This window comes from Nocardia spongicola (genome assembly GCF_047200775.1).
In the GTDB taxonomy this organism is placed as follows: domain Bacteria; phylum Actinomycetota; class Actinomycetes; order Mycobacteriales; family Mycobacteriaceae; genus Nocardia.
The window spans coordinates 1-16,248 of sequence record NZ_JBJZOO010000021.1; the positions used below are offsets into that span (position 1 = coordinate 1).

Below are 16,248 nucleotides of genomic sequence, written 5' to 3' on the forward strand. Positions count from 1 at the left end.
ACCTCCCCTCCGGCGTCACCAACGTCGCGGCCTCATACACCTAGCCGTAGTCCCTGTCTGCAATCAGGTTCCGGATGCACTGGCGTGGCCTTCCGGGGCATCCGCGCAACAACTGAACGCGGTCGAGCAGATCGGGCAGCACCACGTGATCGTTGGCGTTGGCTGCGGACAGTGTCACCACGAGCGGGAAGCCGTTGTCGCAGTTCAGGATGTGGTGTTTCGATCCGGTCTTGGCGCGGGCGACTGGAGACATGCCTGTATCGACACCCTTGAAGGTGATTCAAGCGTATAACCTCCATCAAGCGGCTTTCTGAGCAGCAACCGACCGGCACCACGAATTCAAGTGAACTAACGCTGGCCAGCGGTACCGCTGGCCAGCGTTAGTTCAATGCCTGGACTACAACGATCTTGACATGCTCTGATAATCCCTATTCTCTACCGCTGAGAGGGCGGGAGGCAGCGCCACGTACAACCGGATCGCGAGACCGGCAAGCGACTGACGTGAACTCGGCAGCCAATCTCGGTAGTGATGTCGGTGCAATTGCATCGGTGGGATTGATCGCAAGCCGATACGGATGCCGGAAGGCTATGTGCGGTAAACGATCTACAACTTCAATGAGAAGGGGGACGAGCTTTGGTCCCAAGCAGACCGGAAGAAGACCAATGAAACCGTGTGTCCGGATGTTGTGGATAACTCGGTGCAGCTCTCAGGATCTGGAGTTGTCGTTCTCCGCAAGCACTGATAGCCAATAAGATCGCCTATGTGAATAGAATCGCACTACTTCGCAACGCTGCAATAGTTCGTGTTGAACACGTCGGCTATGTCAGGGACCCTGCGCTGCCGCAACTATCACAACGGATCTGTCCGTAGCCCTGTAGTCGACTCGAAGCCCCAGGGCTACGGACATATCCCGGATGCCACGAAAGATGCACAGAAAGGGGAAGCTGTGAGCGGGGGAAAGACCAATAAAACAGCCACTGAGCCACCCACAGAAGGGGTTGGCCCACTGATTCAAAATCTACGAAAATCTAGAGGATTGACACAAGTGCAGGCCGCCGAACTGGCAGGAGTTTCTGTGTCGGCATATTCGAAGTGGGAGGAAGGTACCCGTCGACCGCTGAAAGAGAACCTCACGAAGCTCTGTAACGTCCTGGGTGCCGAGAAGTGGCTTGTCCGAAAGATGATGTCACTCACCCTTCCTGATAATCCTGATGTGCGGCCACCGAAAATCACCCCTGAGGACATCGGAATTATCGATGAGTTTTTATTCCCAGCCCTCTACAGGACACCACAGTACGACATACTGTACTCCAACCAGGCTTGCCTTGATACCTACCCGTTTTTTGCGCCTTCTCCCTACAACTCTCCGAGACCGACGAACGTAATAGAAATTCTGCTGACCGACTGGAGGTCACGTGTGATCTTCGTCGATTGGCAGGATATTGCTCACCGTATGGTGTACGTGCTGAAGCTGTGGTCACATGGCGTGATCTCCGAACGACTTACGCAGATCGTGGAGACCTGCAGCCAAGTGCCCGAATTCGACCATATGTGGCACACCGACCCACCACCATCATTCGGAAACAACAGAATTAGTGTTCGACGTAAGCTAGCGTTGAATGCAGAGGCCGACCACTATATTTTGCGCTCATGGGTCCCGTACTACCTACAGGACGATTATGAGATCCTCGCAACCATATCAGCAGATTCGGGCTCTCCGCACATACCTGAGAAGATGGTTTCCTCACACTGATGCGCTGACTTGAGCAGGTTTTAATCGATGCCTTCGGCAACCGAAGCTACGCGCGCCGGATGCAGTCTTCTTATGCACGATCAGCCGCATTCCGGGCTGCCAACGACCGCTCCGGTGATTCGGTACCCCTCGTTTCGTCGCTGCCTTCTCCGGCGGCGTTGTAGGCGGGATTCCCCAGATATGTTCCGACATATGGACCTGCTTTACCGCCTTGACCATCGCATCGGTGATAGTTAACCCAAGCGAATACTCACACCTGCCGCGCAGGCAGTAGACGACGAACTCATGGATGCCGCGGATCTCTGTGTGTACCAGCACTTTCTTCCCAACTCTGTACACCAGCTGACTCATCTACTCTCATTAAGTCAAGGGCTTCAGGAGGGCTGTCTGCCCGAAGCAGCAAGCCCCCCTCAACCAAGACATTGCGAGTCTTTACAGGCCGGGGGTTGGTCGATGAACGAGCCGATCCGTGTATTCAGCATCCAACGCTAGACCACCGATTCCACGGAGCATGGGATCGAGGACGGTTAGCATCACTTCAGCACCCATCCGTGCTCGTGCAGAATTCTTGGCTATCACTACTTGACAGTTAGTTCGGAGCTTGAAGATGACTGGCTCCGGATTTCGGAAACCGCTGGCGAAGAAGGGCGCGACCATGTCGAATCAGGCAGCAACACGTCAGAGCTGACGCGGGTCATTTGGACATCACGTGCGCGGGCTCTCCGTGCGAGTGAGAATAAACGTACTGGCACCGATATAGGCGCTACCAACAGCAGTCCTACCCGCAACAAAACTGCACGCCCTGAGCATGGTCGCGCCCAGGCGGGGTTCTCCCCAGGCTCGGGAGCAATGAGGCATATGACCACATTCACCATAACGATGAGGGCAATGATCAAGAGAGGGTGATATGGCGGCATCGGCACTCCTATTGGTGTCACCCGTTGGTCGAACTGATGAGATATTGGTTGGTCATCGCAAGTTGGTGACGTAATGCGGTCCGTACAGTAAGAGGCCCCTGCAGTTAGGCTTCAGCTGCACACTGGTTGAAGCGGTCGGAATACACGCCAAAAGATCGGTAGCCTGTTCTCGTAGAGAGAATAAGTCGATCAGCGCTGAGTATCGCGCCCAGAGAGTCCATCCAGCGCTATCGATACGCTGTGGCATTACCACCGACGCCTGAAGACCACTCATAGGATGACTGAATCACTTTCTCAATAGGGTCCAGCCCGGTACTCACAGGGTCGGCGGGGCTGATTTGTGGTGGTTAGCCTTGCGCCCTGTGAGTACCGAAACCAGCGAACAGCTTCATCCTGAATGAGCGATTTGTCAAAAAATGCAAGACTCACTAGCACACGAAGTACCAGAACTGCCTCCGACTCGCACCTGATGTGCCAAAAATGAGGAGTTCTCACATTCTTGTCTCGACCCGTCAACTTCACCATGCGGCAACGCAGTCTGTGCCATTATCTCGCCGATCTATTCATCCAGTAGCACTTCAAGTGTGTAATTTTTAGAAATTAACACTCAATGTGTAAGGGACATCTACCGACTATGAGTAATTCGACGAGAAATGAAGGCATAGAGATACCCTGGTCGATACCTCGATCTCATCCCACACGCATGGGATAGGCTCAGTGGCACGTATTTGCTCGACGAGGGGAAGTCCATGACATGGCGGCAGCCGCTATCACAGCGCGTAATCTCGGGACACGGTCTTGTCACCACTTCCCTTATCGACTCCGTGACCATGCGATGAACCAGGCATGGGATCTGGATGTGGTAGTGGTCGGCGCCGGATTCGGTGGCCTCGGCATTGGTGCCGAGCTCGTGCGGGAAGGTATCACCCGGTTCCTCATTCTCGAGGAGGCCGATGATCTGGGTGGCGTCTGGCGCGACAACACCTATCCCGGATGTACTTGCGACATTCCTTCTCATCTGTACTCGTTCAGCTTCGCCCCCTATAGTGACTCGGAAATCCGATACCCTGATCAGCAAGGCATCCAGAATTACCTCCGTGCCACTGCTGACAGCTATGGGTTGCACAAACATCTGCGGCTGAACTCCTGCGTCATCGCAGCAACCTACGGCGACGACGGACGGTGGAGACTGAGTACCAGTTCGGGTGAGCACTACACTGCCGATTCACTCGTTTGGGCAGTAGGCCAGCTGCACCGCCCCTATATCCCCGCCATCCGTGGCCGAGAAGTATTCCGAGGTAGAGCCTTTCACTCTGCACAATGGGACCACACCACCACGACAGCGGGTCGGAATGTCGCGGTGATCGGAACAGGATCCAGTGCCGTGCAGATGGTCCCACATCTAGCCCGTGACGCAGCGAAAGTCGATGTTTTCCAGCGTACTCCGGCATGGATCCTGCCCAAACCCGCGGCCGAGTTCGGCCCCACCACCCGGTGGGCATTGCGGCGCCTCCCGGCGCTGCACAGGGTCTATCGCAAGGCGATCTACTACGGTGCCGATTTCATCCTGTCTCCCGTCATGACGGGAGGATGGACTGCGCGCCCGACTCAGTGGGTCGCTAACGCACACTTGCGCCGCAGCGTCCGCGACCCCGCCTTGCGGGCTCAGCTCACTCCCGGATATCGGATCGGTGAGAAGCGCATCTTGATAGACAACGATTTCTATCGCGCCCTTACTCGTTCCAACGTCAGGTTGATCACCGATCCCATCACAGAGATCACCACGACGGGTATCCGCACCGATGACCGCACCGTTCACCCTGCCGATGTGATCGTTTTCGCGACCGGATTCCGTGCCAGCGAGTTCCTTGCCCCGATCCAGATCCGTGGACGCGATGGTGTGCTGTTGAGTCAGCAATGGGCGGACGGCGCCAGCGCATACTATGGCCTGGCCGTGCCCAGATTCCCCTCCATGTGGATTCTCGCCGGACCCAACTCGTTCAGCGCTTCAGGCTCGAACCCGACGATCAAAGAGTTCCAAAACCGCGTTATCGTTCGCGGCATCCGCCAGCGCATGCAGTTGGGCACTGCAATCGAAGTCAGCTCTGTAGCGATGCGCTCCTACCAACAGTGGATGGATGTCGCTATGGAACGCACAGTTTGGCCGAGCGGTGTCAGCAGCTGGTACAAGACCGACTCCGGAAAAGTCACCAACCCATGGCCGGCGACGAACCGCGACTTCGATCGCATGACCCGGCATTCTCCCGACACGGTGTTCGTACCGGTTACTGAAGTAGACGTAGACATTGTCCGGCCCGATGCTTCCTAAATCTGGGCATCGAAGCCAAAGGTGAGGGACAACATGCTCAAAGCTCAGACACACCAGATACCACCTGAGAATCCAACCGCATCTGCAGACACAGACCACACACCTGTCGGGCACATCCTGCGCGATTACCGTCGTGAGATCGGGCTGACCCAAGGAGCGCTAGCACGTAAATCTGAGCTCTCCACATCACTGATCTCGAAGATCGAGGTATGCCAGCGCGCTGTGAACTCCGATACCATCGCCAAAATCGCACCGGCGCTAGGGCTCAACGCCCTCAGCCAGGAGCGATTGATACGGCTGATCGATCCACACCTACAGAAGCTGAGTACAGCACCGCCAACCTTGACACGACGTGAGCTCAACCTGCTCGACAACATCTCTCATCCGGCCTGCTACCTCACACCCGGCCTGAAGGTGGTCGTCGCCGCGAACACAGCGTTCAGTAGCGCCTATCCCGGTCTGCAGGTAGGTGAAAGTCTTGTCGAATGGCACTTGTTCAGTCCATGGGCTAAAGCTGTTCTGCCCGAGTGGGAAAACGAAACCCATCTATGGGTGCGGGCTTGCCGTGAAGCATTGACCGGGTTCGTTCCCATCTCCGATATCGAAGCGATCAAGACTCGTCTACGCCGCCACCCTTCCTTCGACGAGATGTGGAACACTCGTGCTGCCGAAACTGTTGTGACGCGGGAGATCCTGCGAATATCCGACCCCGGTTCCGGCAAGATACGTGAGATGCTCTTCCACCTATCACGAGACGAACGGTGTCTGATGCTCACGCCACCCGAATCCACACCCAACGATGACATACCTCCCCACTGTGACAGCTCTGACCGGTACCTGTCGGGCGCCTCATCATCCTGACCTGACCCGTCGACAGCAGAAGTGTTCCAAGGACGTAGCCATGAGGTTCTGCGCACCGCGCATGACCGGAGGTAGTGACGACTTGGGACCCGTATTGGACTGGTCTGTATTCCCGCGGATCATCTTACCTCACCCTAGATCCGGGTCATGTGCTTGGTGGAGAAGCCGAGTGCCTCGGCGACGACGGGTGCTGGGGCTTGGAGAACGAACTGGCGGAGGGTCGCTGATTTCGTGGCTTGAGGTGGCAAGCCGAGGTCGTCACGGAGGTGGCTGAGCCAAGGTATCGAGCCGGGTTGACCGTAGTCATGTTCTGTCGGGTAGCGACAAGTTCCAGCAGCATCCCGGCGAGTGGTTCGGGGACCGGTAGCGGTGGCGTGCCCAGCCGGATGAGCACTTTGTCACCGTGGGTGCCCCCGTCGTCGACGACGGGGGCACCCGGATCGCGCAGCGGCCGGTGACCGCCCTTGTCGGCTGGTAGATCCTTGAGCAGCTCTTCGCTGCGATCCGCATTATCTCGGTGCACGAAGCGATGTCGATGGCCACCAGCCAGCCACAACGGCACGCAACCGAGCGATTCCTTGTAGGCGGGGATCAATCAAGACCGCACATAGTGTGTCGCTGTGTACGTGAAACGGGTGACCCGCTCCCCGTGAATGCGACCAGCTGACTGATCTGGCCCCCGCTCAGGTGGTCGCGTTATCGGGGACTGGTCACGGGGAATACCCTGCACGGCTATCGGCCGGCGCGGCTGTTCATAGGTGTTCACCTATGAACAGCCGCGCCGGACAAGATTTGGATCAGTCGCGCAGACAACGGGCTCTTCCGATGACGGTGTCGCTTTCGTGGCGTTGTGCGATCAGACCGGGATGTTGTCGGCGGCATCCCACTCGGCACAGAAGGTCGTCACGAATTGTTGTAGCTGTTCGTGGCGGGCTTCGCCGATGGCTTTGGCGGTCGGTGTGGTCAACTCGTGACGGAGGTTGAGCAGTTTTTCGTGGAAATGGTGGATCACCGACGGGGCGCGGCCGCGGTCGTAGTGGTCCCGGATTGCGGCGGCGGGGTTCCACATCGGTTCGTCGATGGTCGCTCCGAATGCGAAAGCCCGCGCGATGCCGATCGCGCCCATCGCGTCGAGGTTGTCGGCGTCGCGGACGACTTCGGCTTCCCGTGACGGCGCGGCGAGGGTGTCGCCGGACATGGCGTACTGGTCGGTGTAGTTGACGCATTCCTCGACGCGCTCGATCGCCTCGGCGGCGGCGCCGCAGCCGGCGAGGACCTCACGCACATGGTGCGCCCCGCCGGCGCCGCTGGTTTCGAGTCCATGCGCGCCGTCGAGCCGGTGGTAGTCGTGCACGAGTGCCGCGGCGCGCGCCAGCGTCTCGTCGAGTCCTTCGACGCGCGCCAGGCGGGCGGCCATGCGTTCCACCCGGTGCAGGTGGTCGATGTCGTGGGCGCGGTCGGCGTCGGCGAAATGCCGAGCGACGGTATCCCTTAGTGTCGAAAGCTGTTGTTCGGTAAAGGAATTCACGAATATACTCCTCGGCTACGGTGGCGTGCACGGTCGATGGCTTGCGCAACGGCGTGATGGGTTGCCGCGCAGATTTTTTCGGTGTCGTTGCCGTGGTCACTGGGTAGGATAGGTGGCCCGAACGACAGTCCGCATCGGACGGGAAAGGGCAGCAGCGGAGTCAGGAACGGCTGGAAACCGATGAGCGCTGCTTGGGGTGAGACCGGATACAGGTCGTCTTTCATCCCGAACCTGCGGCCCAGGAACGTCGAGCGCCACAATGTCGGAATGGCGGCCTCCACGCCCGACACCCCGATCGGGATGACTGGCACGCCGGTTTGGGCGGCGAGGTCGGCCCAGCCGCGTCCCCATGCCTCGATCGGCATGACACGGTCCCGCTCGCCGAACGGTTTCGCGGTGGACTTCGCTCCCTCGGGATAGGTCATCACCAGCCAGCCTTCGTCGAGAAGGGCGAGGGTGTTCGGGCGCGTGCCGATCACCGCGCCCATGTAGTTCGTCTGCGTGTTCGCGACACGGGGCAGCGCGGCGATTCCGGTGTGTGCGAGTGTGCGCACGATCCGGCGGGCGGGGTGCCGGTTTCGCAACGCGACAGCCGTCGCTAGACCGTCGTGTAACCGCAGCCCCGTGTGGTTACCGATGAGCAGCGCCGGTCCCTCGGCCGGCACGTGTTCCAGGCCCGATACGCGGAACCGGAGCCAGCGCGAATACAGCTCGGCGACGGCGATGAATTGGTCGTAGCGTCGCTCGTCGAGAGGGAATTGAGTGGTGGTCTTCACGCGCTGATCACGTTCCTGGCTCCGGCGTCGCTGGATTCGACCAAGCCGGGGCGGTGTGCGTGTGCGTACTCGTCGAGCCACATGACCGCCAGCGCGCGCCGTTCGTCTCCGGATAGGCCGAGCAATCCGGGTGTGGTGATCCGTCGTGTGGCGAGAGCGACCGTGCACGCGTACAGCTCGGTATAGACGAGGTCGAGGGTCGAGCCGATGGCGCTGCCATCGAGAAAGTTGATGGGCTTACCGGCGTTGAGCAAGAAGTAGCGGCGGCCCTCGCAGTGGCAGATGCTCAGTTCGTCGCGTGAGCTCAGTTCCCCGTCGGGCCCGAAGAAGAAGGACACATCGATCTCGACCTGTTTGGAGCTTCCGCTGGCGAATACCGCTCCGTCCGGTGCGCAGGAGAGGATATCGGCGTTCAGGGACCGATAGCCGCTGCATCCCAGAATCAGGTTCGAGGTCCGTACCGCCTCTTCCATGCCGGCCACCCGGAATCCCTGCAGCCATGCCGAGGCCTGACGCAGCGGATCCACGTCATGCACGACGACATGTGCGTCGCGACCCCGCAGCGCCCGCGCGGCCGCCGACCCGATATCGCCGAATCCGATGACCGCGACCGACTCGCCACTCAGCGACCGGTAGAAGTGCTGCCGCAATTGCCGTTCGAGCGAGTAGACGATCGCACGACCGATCTGATGATGTTCCAGGGCCTTGAGCGGGCTTTCGGCCACCGACAGGACCGGGACGGGCAGTGACTCCGCGATATCCCGATAGCGCCAGTGACCCTGGCGGGTGTCTTCGACAACCCCGATCAGGTTCTCGAACCGGTGCCCCGCCACGAGTGCCGGGGCGAGGTAACCGCCGATCTCCTGCACGACGAACGGCAGGCCCATACGGTCCTGGAGCAACACCAGATCCAGTAACGCCCTCTCGACCCCGGCGGCATCCTCCGGCACGACCACCGGCACATCGGCGACCTCCGCACGCGCCGACTCGACATACGAATATGGGATAGCCACAACAGCTTTGAGGTCGAAGTCGCGTGCGAGCGCCCGAATGAACGGGACCGCGGTCGGCAGAACGTGCGTGACCAGTATCAACGGCATCCGGTGTCGGACCGCGCCGAGCTCCTCCCGATACCGCGACAGCAGCGGTAGCCCAGCAACTGTTGACGACAAGAACATTGAAAAACCCCTACTTCCCCTGCAGTGCACGGGCGATCGGGGTACCCCTGGCGCAGAAGCGTCCCCGCGGTGCGGCGCACCGCGGATACTCGAAGAGGGCTTCCCCGACCGCCGAATCGATCTTGATCAAGGTAGTCGAAACAACGGTGCCCGTCCAACCTCCGAGATGAGCCCACCTTTTCACGGCGATGGTGGCGCTGAGTGGATACTGTTGTGCCACTAGGCAATAAGCGACAGTGAACAGGCCGAGCCCGCTACGCCCACCCGCTCACCCGCCTCGGTCGGGATACCGGCTTGGGCGCAGAACCGCTCGACCAGCGGCGTGTACTCCTCCCCTACCGCATCCACCGGCTCCATCACGTCGTCGCCGACTTCGTGGAGCCAGCGACGCACCGCGGGCAGGAGGAGGGGCGAGAGGGCGTGGCCGGACCGGGTCGAACGAGACAGGACATCGGGTCGGTCAGTCGTCGGTCTCGGTGCCGGGGCGGCGGGAGGCGGCCTGGAAGAGCGGCCGCGGGACGGGGCGGGTGTCGGCGGAGGGTGACGCGGGGGCGTCCCTGTGACGGTCGGCCATGCGGAACAGGGGTGCGGCGGGCGCGGGCGGGTTCGGGTGGTCGGTCACGGGTGCTCCCCCTGAGAAATCGGTGGCGGCGTGGTGGATACAGCGAGGCTAGCGGGGGCCACCGACGCCGTTGCCCTGGTCGCCGCGGCCAGAGGCTGCCGGCGTGCATGGGCGTGCGGTTCGAGATCACCTCCGAGCGCTCGATTTCGATCGGTCCGTTGTCGGTGTCGCTTCCCAACCATTCTGCCTGCATTGAGAGGGTGAGAACGGCCGTCGGCGACACACTCCGGACTACTTCGCCCGGCGAGCGGACGGGACCGGACTGGTGATCGATGTGCGCGTAGACGACCGGATCGAGGACAGTGACGTCGAAGCGTTCGAGGTGACCGCGCAGGTGTGTGCGCTGGTGGGCTGGGAGTTTCAGCGGGTTGGAAGGAAGTGTTCGCCGAGCCGACACCGCTGCTTGCGGGAACTGAGGCGGTGGACGATCGGAACCGGTGCTTTGACCTGATCGACGGTGGCTCGCAACGCTTTGAGTTCCTACATGTCAGATCGCCCGACCCGACCTGATGCCGAGTTCGCCGAGAAACGGGATGGTCGCCAGGGCCGTGCGACCGGTACCCAACACCACCGCGACCCCGGTGCCGACAGCAGCCGCGATCCCCGGACGGTGCTGGCTCCGTAGACGGTGTGACGGTGCCGAGTTTGTTTGCGGCGCCGCGCAGCTCCTGATGTCGGTGCTCTGGCGGGACAATGCTTGGATGCTGATCTCTGATCCAGAGGCCACTTCGCGGCGGTTCTCGGCGCTCGGGGTGTACATGACCACGAATGTCTTGGATGGGCAGGTGTTCACGTGCGGGTACGCAGACGCGTGCCGGCTATCAGCGATTACTGATCAACCCAGAAGGGTAGATCGCTCGGCGTTGGAGTTCTACGAAGCTCAGTTGCTCCACGTCGGACCGCACTACGACCTTTTCGAGGACGACAGGCCGTGGCGCGTCATGTGCCTCGGCATGGATACAGGGCGTGCCGATGCGCACGTAAGCCTTTCACGCAGAAGCGCACAGCAGGACGAAGTCATGCAGCAGAGATTCATGTCCAGGAGAGGGCATATGCGGGGGACGACCAGTGCGTTGCGGGTCGCCTATGGCGGTAGCCCCGGCCGCGACCGCGAGGGGGAGATGTTGAGTCTGGTGAATGTACCGGAGCAGGTTCACCTCATGCAGGCTTACGTGCTCGCGAATGTGCGGATGTGCACGGTCAAGCAACCAGACCGAACGACTTCCTACGGGACCGAGGCGATGGCGAGGAACTGTTTCCACCATCTCGAAGCGACGATGCGGATACTTCAGCCTCAGCTCTGCATTGTCCAGTCATCCCAGTCTGTCCGGATCCTCGAAAAGCTACTGGCCGATCGGGTTCCCATCACAGATAATCTGGACCTCGTCGAGGTCGGTGGCTCTCTGATCCTGTGGGCGAAGTTCACCCACCCGTCTGTGCCCAACGGAACCCAGAATTGGGGTACCAGGGACTCCACCTCGTATCTCGACGAAGTGGTCGTGCCGACCATCCGGGCGGCTCGTGAGTACGGCCTCGCATAGCGAAGTGTGTCTGATCACTGATCGGGTGAGCAGTCTCGCCGAGGCGCCGGGCGTTCACTGCCGACCGCTGCGGCCGACGATCTCGAGCAGGTGGCATAGCACCTTGCGGGCGCGTTCGCCCCGCTCCGGATCGCCGAAAATTGCGACGACCGTAGCCAACCCAATCAAGACGGCGAGGGTCCCGACGAGGAGCATCGCGGTGACCACGAGGACTGACAGCCCTGGCCCGGCCGTACCGAGCAGTGTGTACAGAGAAGTGTTCAATATGTTCATCTCGCTCTTTGAGTAGAGGCGAGACTGCGTGCGCGATTGTGCGCACACGTTATCCCGCCTATTGACTGTTTTCGGTCAACAGGCGGGGGTTCGGGCCACGGGGAACTCGGCGGCGCGCGGTGACGAGTCGGCCTGGAGAGTCCGCAGTGCAGCGCTGCTGGTAGCGCAGGCCCGCACGGGTCTGCTCACCGGCCTCGGCTTGTTCGTCGATCTGTTTCCGGCGCTCGGGAAGCGCCTCCGGAAGTCCACGAACCACCGACGGGGAGGCCGGGTCGATGGCATCGTGCAGCCACCAGCGCGAGGCCAGCATCCGGCGCTCGAAAACGGTCTCGAGCACACGCAGTAGCCGCTCGGACTCGATCCGATGTTGTAGCACGCGCACCGCGTCGACGCTGGTGGGCAGCCTCGATGCCTCCAGACTCCGTATCCGGAGATAGGTCATCTTCCGCTGTAACTCAGCGTCGTTGTCGATGCGCTGGACGGCACGGAGCAGCTGCGAGCACGCATCCATGTACGCGCGCCTCTCCTCGAGAGTGAGGGACTGTCTCGTGCTCATGAATGCGACAGTAGCGCCGATGTCGCAGCGTCCGCTATTACCGTGCAACCGGATTCTGTGCTGGATCGCTCGCAGCGATCGCTGATCGATGTCTGTCAGCGTGGTGAGCTGGCTGCGTTGCCGGTCAGCGAGGTAGACATGAGGGTGATCACCGGTGCTGAGAGGGGGTCGACCTGTGTCCGTGGCGGAGCTGCTCGCCGCACCGCCGGTCGAGTCCAGACCGGAGGCATCCTTCTCGACGACAGCGCTAGTCATCAAAGATTCGACCCGAAAGTCCAGGGAAACGCCAGGCGTGCAGAAGCCCCTGTTACTGCGCGACGTGCTCGGTAGGCTCGGCATTTGACATAGGGCATGTAGTAGAGGGGCGGACATTGCTGGCACCAGGTGACGAATTCGCTGGCTACCGGATCGAACGACAGCTCGGCCGGGGCGGGATGGGGTCGGTGTATCTGGCGCGGCATCCTCGACTGCCACGGCGGATCGCATTGAAGCTGCTGAATCCGGATATGTTCACCGATGCCGAGGTTCGCGCACGCTTCGAACGAGAAGCAGATCTGGTTGCGAAGCTTGATCACCCAAACATCGTGGCTGTCTATGACCGCGGCACCGAGGGTGGTCAACCGTGGATCAGCATGCCCTACATCGACGGAGCCGACCTCTCGGTTCTCGATCCGGCGAAGATACCCCTCTCACATGCCGTGCGCATCATCGGATGCATCGCTGCGGCACTGGACTACGCGCACGCGGAAGGCATCCTGCATCGCGATGTGAAGCCGGCCAATATCATGCTGCGGCCCGCGACACCTGGTCGCGATGAGCAGGTGATGCTCACCGATTTCGGTATCGCGCGGCTGCGACAGGACACCTCGAAACTGACGGCCACCGGGACTTTCACCGCCACCATCGGTTTCGCATCGCCCGAGCAACTTACCGGCGGTGCGGTCAGTCCAGCGTCTGATCAGTATTCGCTGGCGTGCACTCTGTACTGGCTATTGACGGGAAAAGGACCGTTCGACTCCGATCATTCCGCCGCAGTGATCGCTGGACATCTGCAGTTCGCTCCGCCGCCGGTGAGCACGTTATGCAGCGAGCTACCTGCCTCTATTGACAATGTTCTGGCCCGGGCGCTGGCAAAACACCCCGGTGACCGGTTCGGATCCTGCCGAGATTTCGCCGCGGCGCTGGCCGGCGCAGCCACTGAATCAGCGGCACTCGCCCGACGCACGGCACCAACGGTGCGCCGCGTGCGGACCGATGTGCGGGGCAACCTGGATCCGAGCAGCAGCCGTAGAGCTCGACCAGCGATTGTTGACCGCCCGCCGGGGGTGGTGTCGCCGGTCCGCCGCTCCGGCACAAGGTCTGGTTCACACCGACGGGGTGGGCATACGAGTTGGGCTTTGATCTGCTCGGCAGTGGTGGTGGTCGGTATTGTTGCAGCGGGCAACATTACGACGCGCAGCATCGATTCCTCCACTGAGAATTCGGCGACACTATCGGCGCCGTTGGACCAGGAGCAGGTTGCGATGCACCAGGCTTTCACGAGTTTGGTGCCCACCCCCGATGGCACCGATCATGGCCGGGTCCGCAACAACGACTGTTCCTGGCGGAAGCCGGGTGGTGATCTGCGCGTCGGCAATGCCCTCCGATCGTGGTCGAATAACGATTGGATCGCTGCCGCGGACTGCGTGATCAACGGCACACGCGAACCGCTCAACGGCTATGTCATCTTCGCCTATGACTCGCCTGCAGCAGCGGCAGCGGCCGAGAGCGGGCTGCCCCCGAACAGAATCGCCACCGAGTTCGCTGCTGGGCGTACCTATACAACCCACCGGTGGATAGCGCCGGCGGACGATACATGGAACCATGTGGCTGTGCTCACCGGCTTCCAGGGCCAGCCCGAACGAGCCAGATACCTGTTCTATGGGTATCGCTTAGCGCGCATCGGAGGTTCGGCCTCTCCTGCGGAACAGTCCTCGATACGGTGGTTCGCTGGCCTGCCGTTGTAAGCTGGCAATGCTTGTCAGAGCTATTTGTCTCGGCCGCATAGCAACCGTGTCTCACTCTTGATGGGTGACAGGTGTGGTTACCGGATCAGATGCCTGTCCCGGTGTCGGCGGCTGAAGTGTTTTGGTGCGGCTGAGCAGGTGGAAGTTCCAGCGGGCGTGGTTTTCCACCGACCGCGGGAGCAGGCTCGGTACGGGTAGGCCTGCAGTAGCCGGCGACCTCCAAATCGCTTACTGGTTCAGGGCTGGTGGGTATCGTCGTCGGGTGCGGTGCGGCGAGAAGCATCCCGGGTTGTGTGAGTCGCGAAACCCAGTCACTGTCGCCGGGCGTGGTTTCGCGCCATGCCCGCATCAGCGGCTCATGTTGGACACGTTCGGCCATATATCGTGGGTCGCCGCCGCTGAGCATCGATTCGACGACAACCGTGATGTTCTGTAACTCGGCAGTGTGGGTGGTGTCGTAGTCGAGGCGGTTTCGGGCTGTGGCCAGTATTTGCTTAGTCTCTATCGTCAACGCGGACGGCAGTGGCTGGTCAGGGTTTGTCGCACGGTGTCGGGTCGCGTGGTAGCTCAGATCACGTAACACGTCGATCAGGTAGGCGTGGGGTTTGTTGTTGAGCTGGGACAGCTTCTTGGTGGCCAGATCGGGCTCGACGTACCCGGATTCGGTGGCGTCGGCGATCAGGCTCCAAGCTGCGGTGGGCAGACCGCCACCATCGGCCAGTCCTTGTAGCCAGATGCTGGCACGTTCACGTTCTGCGTCGTCGCGCAGCAACCCAGGGATAAGAGCGGCATGTTGCAAGTGCGAGACAGTGCTGGTCATCGAATCCCAGAACTCGACGCGCTCAGTCAACGCTCCGTTCGATAGCGGCTGTTCGGTGATCTGTTGATCTATCAGCTGCACGATAGATCGGAACTCGCTCCGGTTCATCGAAATTGAGTTCCCGGTGGCTGTCGTGTCTCCTGAGATGAGTCGCGCATGACGAGCGGTGAGCCAGTCGCTGCACACGGTGTCGCTGTTGATCACTTCTTTCGGTGATATCAGCGTACCGCTCGTGTCGATCAATCGTTCCTGCTGATACAGCGCGGACAAAGCTAGCGACGCTCGATACGTTTGTCCAGCGTTCAGCCCTGCAAGACCCTCCCGCAGTAGCCCATTGATTTCCTCGGCCGCAACCATGCCGGCTTTGCGCCATGCAGCCTCCTTCTCAGGAGTGGATGGCCCTGTAGCCACGTGCGCAGCCAGGCGAGAGAACATTCGGTCGAACTGGTTCTCTGTCACCGGGCTCTCATTGGTCGGTGAGGTCGCGAATCCGATGTTCGGCAGCAGTTCGGCGTCGGGAAAATAATACGGCGAGCGCCAGTTCACGGGGATATCTCCGATACGGATGCGGTCACTCCATTGCTGATCGAGGTCTTCCCGGCGGATCCGTGGCCACAAACCGTACTCGTGACCACCATCGATCAGGTCCTCGAGCCAGCGCACCCCCCGTCCGACTTCCCCGGCAGTGAAGTGACCGCTGTCGCGGATCGTATCGCGCAGTATGAGGGTCTCACCTAACAAGTCAGGGTCCATCGACCTGCCAGTCGAGTTGGTCAGCGGGTGCAGAATTCGGTACGCGCTGTACAGCAACTCCAGCTCGTGTACGGCATCGACAATCTGTTGCCGGCCTGGATTATCAGCCAACAGCATGGGCACCTCGGACATGACCTCTCCTGGTGGACGAAACGGGAAACCGGCCGCCCCCTCTACTGCACTACCAGACGATGGGGGTGAGATGGACAAACGTTGACTTGATCGACGTTAATGCAGGTCATAGCGTGCACCACTGTCTATTCACACCTCCGGTGTGGGTAGAATCCCAGCCGTATAGTGGAACTTTTCGGTGAGGACCGCAAGACCTATGCGG

General features: G+C 60.7%; 14 protein-coding genes. 5 read left to right on the forward strand and 9 right to left on the reverse strand.

The features are described from left to right. Nucleotides 1-40: 40 nt before the first annotated feature. Entirely contained in the window at nt 41-253 is a 213-nt protein-coding gene (locus ACL02S_RS22170; protein ID WP_412804410.1) for a transposase, read from the reverse strand. A gap of 568 nt (nt 254-821) precedes the next feature. Here ACL02S_RS22170 and ACL02S_RS22175 point away from each other — a divergent pair. After that, on the forward strand, nt 822-1,754 hold the full coding sequence (locus tag ACL02S_RS22175; RefSeq protein ID WP_412804411.1) for a helix-turn-helix domain-containing protein: 933 nt from the start codon (nt 822-824) through the stop codon (nt 1,752-1,754). Here the strand turns inward: ACL02S_RS22175 and ACL02S_RS22180 are convergent. Then, nucleotides 1,746-2,105 carry a hypothetical protein gene (locus ACL02S_RS22180; protein WP_412804412.1) on the reverse strand — a complete coding sequence of 120 codons (360 nt, stop codon included), beginning with the start codon at nt 2,103-2,105 and terminating at the stop codon, nt 1,746-1,748. The two genes, ACL02S_RS22175 and ACL02S_RS22180, sit on opposite strands and share 9 nt — an antisense overlap. Nucleotides 2,106-3,536: 1,431 nt before the next feature. On the opposite strand from ACL02S_RS22180, the gene ACL02S_RS22185 reads away from it, so the two are divergent. Together ACL02S_RS22185 and ACL02S_RS22190 are read left to right on the forward strand one after the other, a co-directional pair. Next, complete coding sequence (locus ACL02S_RS22185) at nt 3,537-5,000, forward strand: flavin-containing monooxygenase (RefSeq protein ID WP_412804413.1); 1,464 nt, start codon at nt 3,537-3,539, stop codon at nt 4,998-5,000. 33 nt (nt 5,001-5,033) lie between these two features. Beyond that, nucleotides 5,034-5,861 carry a helix-turn-helix domain-containing protein gene (locus ACL02S_RS22190; RefSeq protein ID WP_412804414.1) on the forward strand — a complete coding sequence of 276 codons (828 nt, stop codon included), beginning with the start codon at nt 5,034-5,036 and terminating at the stop codon, nt 5,859-5,861. Between the two features lie 856 nt (nt 5,862-6,717). Here ACL02S_RS22190 and ACL02S_RS22195 read toward each other — a convergent pair. The 4 genes from ACL02S_RS22195 to ACL02S_RS22210 all read right to left on the reverse strand — a co-directional run bounded on the left by ACL02S_RS22195 (nt 6,718) and on the right by ACL02S_RS22210 (nt 9,736). After that, nucleotides 6,718-7,389: an HD domain-containing protein gene (locus tag ACL02S_RS22195; protein ID WP_412804415.1), complete on the reverse strand. Its 672-nt coding sequence runs from the start codon at nt 7,387-7,389 to the stop codon at nt 6,718-6,720. Continuing rightward, nucleotides 7,386-8,165 carry a 1-acyl-sn-glycerol-3-phosphate acyltransferase gene (locus ACL02S_RS22200; protein ID WP_412804416.1) on the reverse strand — a complete coding sequence of 260 codons (780 nt, stop codon included), beginning with the start codon at nt 8,163-8,165 and terminating at the stop codon, nt 7,386-7,388. Before ACL02S_RS22200 ends, ACL02S_RS22195 begins: the two co-directional genes overlap by 4 nt. Beyond that, nucleotides 8,162-9,343, reverse strand: coding sequence for an NAD(P)-dependent oxidoreductase (locus tag ACL02S_RS22205; protein ID WP_412804417.1), 1,182 nt, complete (start codon nt 9,341-9,343; stop codon nt 8,162-8,164). The genes ACL02S_RS22200 and ACL02S_RS22205 overlap by 4 nt, the downstream gene beginning before the upstream one ends. A 219-nt stretch (nt 9,344-9,562) precedes the next feature. After that, nucleotides 9,563-9,736: a hypothetical protein gene (locus ACL02S_RS22210; RefSeq protein ID WP_412804418.1), complete on the reverse strand. Its 174-nt coding sequence runs from the start codon at nt 9,734-9,736 to the stop codon at nt 9,563-9,565. Nucleotides 9,737-10,666: 930 nt separating this feature from the next. Between ACL02S_RS22210 and ACL02S_RS22215 the strand changes: the two genes are divergently transcribed. Next, a complete protein-coding gene (locus ACL02S_RS22215; RefSeq protein ID WP_412804419.1) occupies nt 10,667-11,506 on the forward strand; it encodes a hypothetical protein in 840 nt (279 codons plus the stop codon). Nucleotides 11,507-11,560: 54 nt separating this feature from the next. On the opposite strand, the gene ACL02S_RS22220 is transcribed toward ACL02S_RS22215, so the two are convergent. Further along, on the reverse strand, nt 11,561-11,770 hold the full coding sequence (locus ACL02S_RS22220; RefSeq protein ID WP_412804420.1) for a hypothetical protein: 210 nt from the start codon (nt 11,768-11,770) through the stop codon (nt 11,561-11,563). Nucleotides 11,771-11,837: 67 nt separating this feature from the next. Continuing rightward, complete coding sequence (locus ACL02S_RS22225; RefSeq protein WP_412804421.1) at nt 11,838-12,335, reverse strand: hypothetical protein; 498 nt, start codon at nt 12,333-12,335, stop codon at nt 11,838-11,840. 371 nt (nt 12,336-12,706) lie between these two features. Here ACL02S_RS22225 and ACL02S_RS22230 point away from each other — a divergent pair, with 371 nt between their 5' ends. Next, nucleotides 12,707-14,341, forward strand: coding sequence for a serine/threonine-protein kinase (locus ACL02S_RS22230; protein ID WP_412804422.1), 1,635 nt, complete (start codon nt 12,707-12,709; stop codon nt 14,339-14,341). Between the two features lie 85 nt (nt 14,342-14,426). Here the strand turns inward: ACL02S_RS22230 and ACL02S_RS22235 are convergent, their stop codons facing one another. Further along, on the reverse strand, nt 14,427-16,046 hold the full coding sequence (locus ACL02S_RS22235; protein WP_412804423.1) for a hypothetical protein: 1,620 nt from the start codon (nt 16,044-16,046) through the stop codon (nt 14,427-14,429). Nucleotides 16,047-16,248 lie beyond the last annotated feature (202 nt).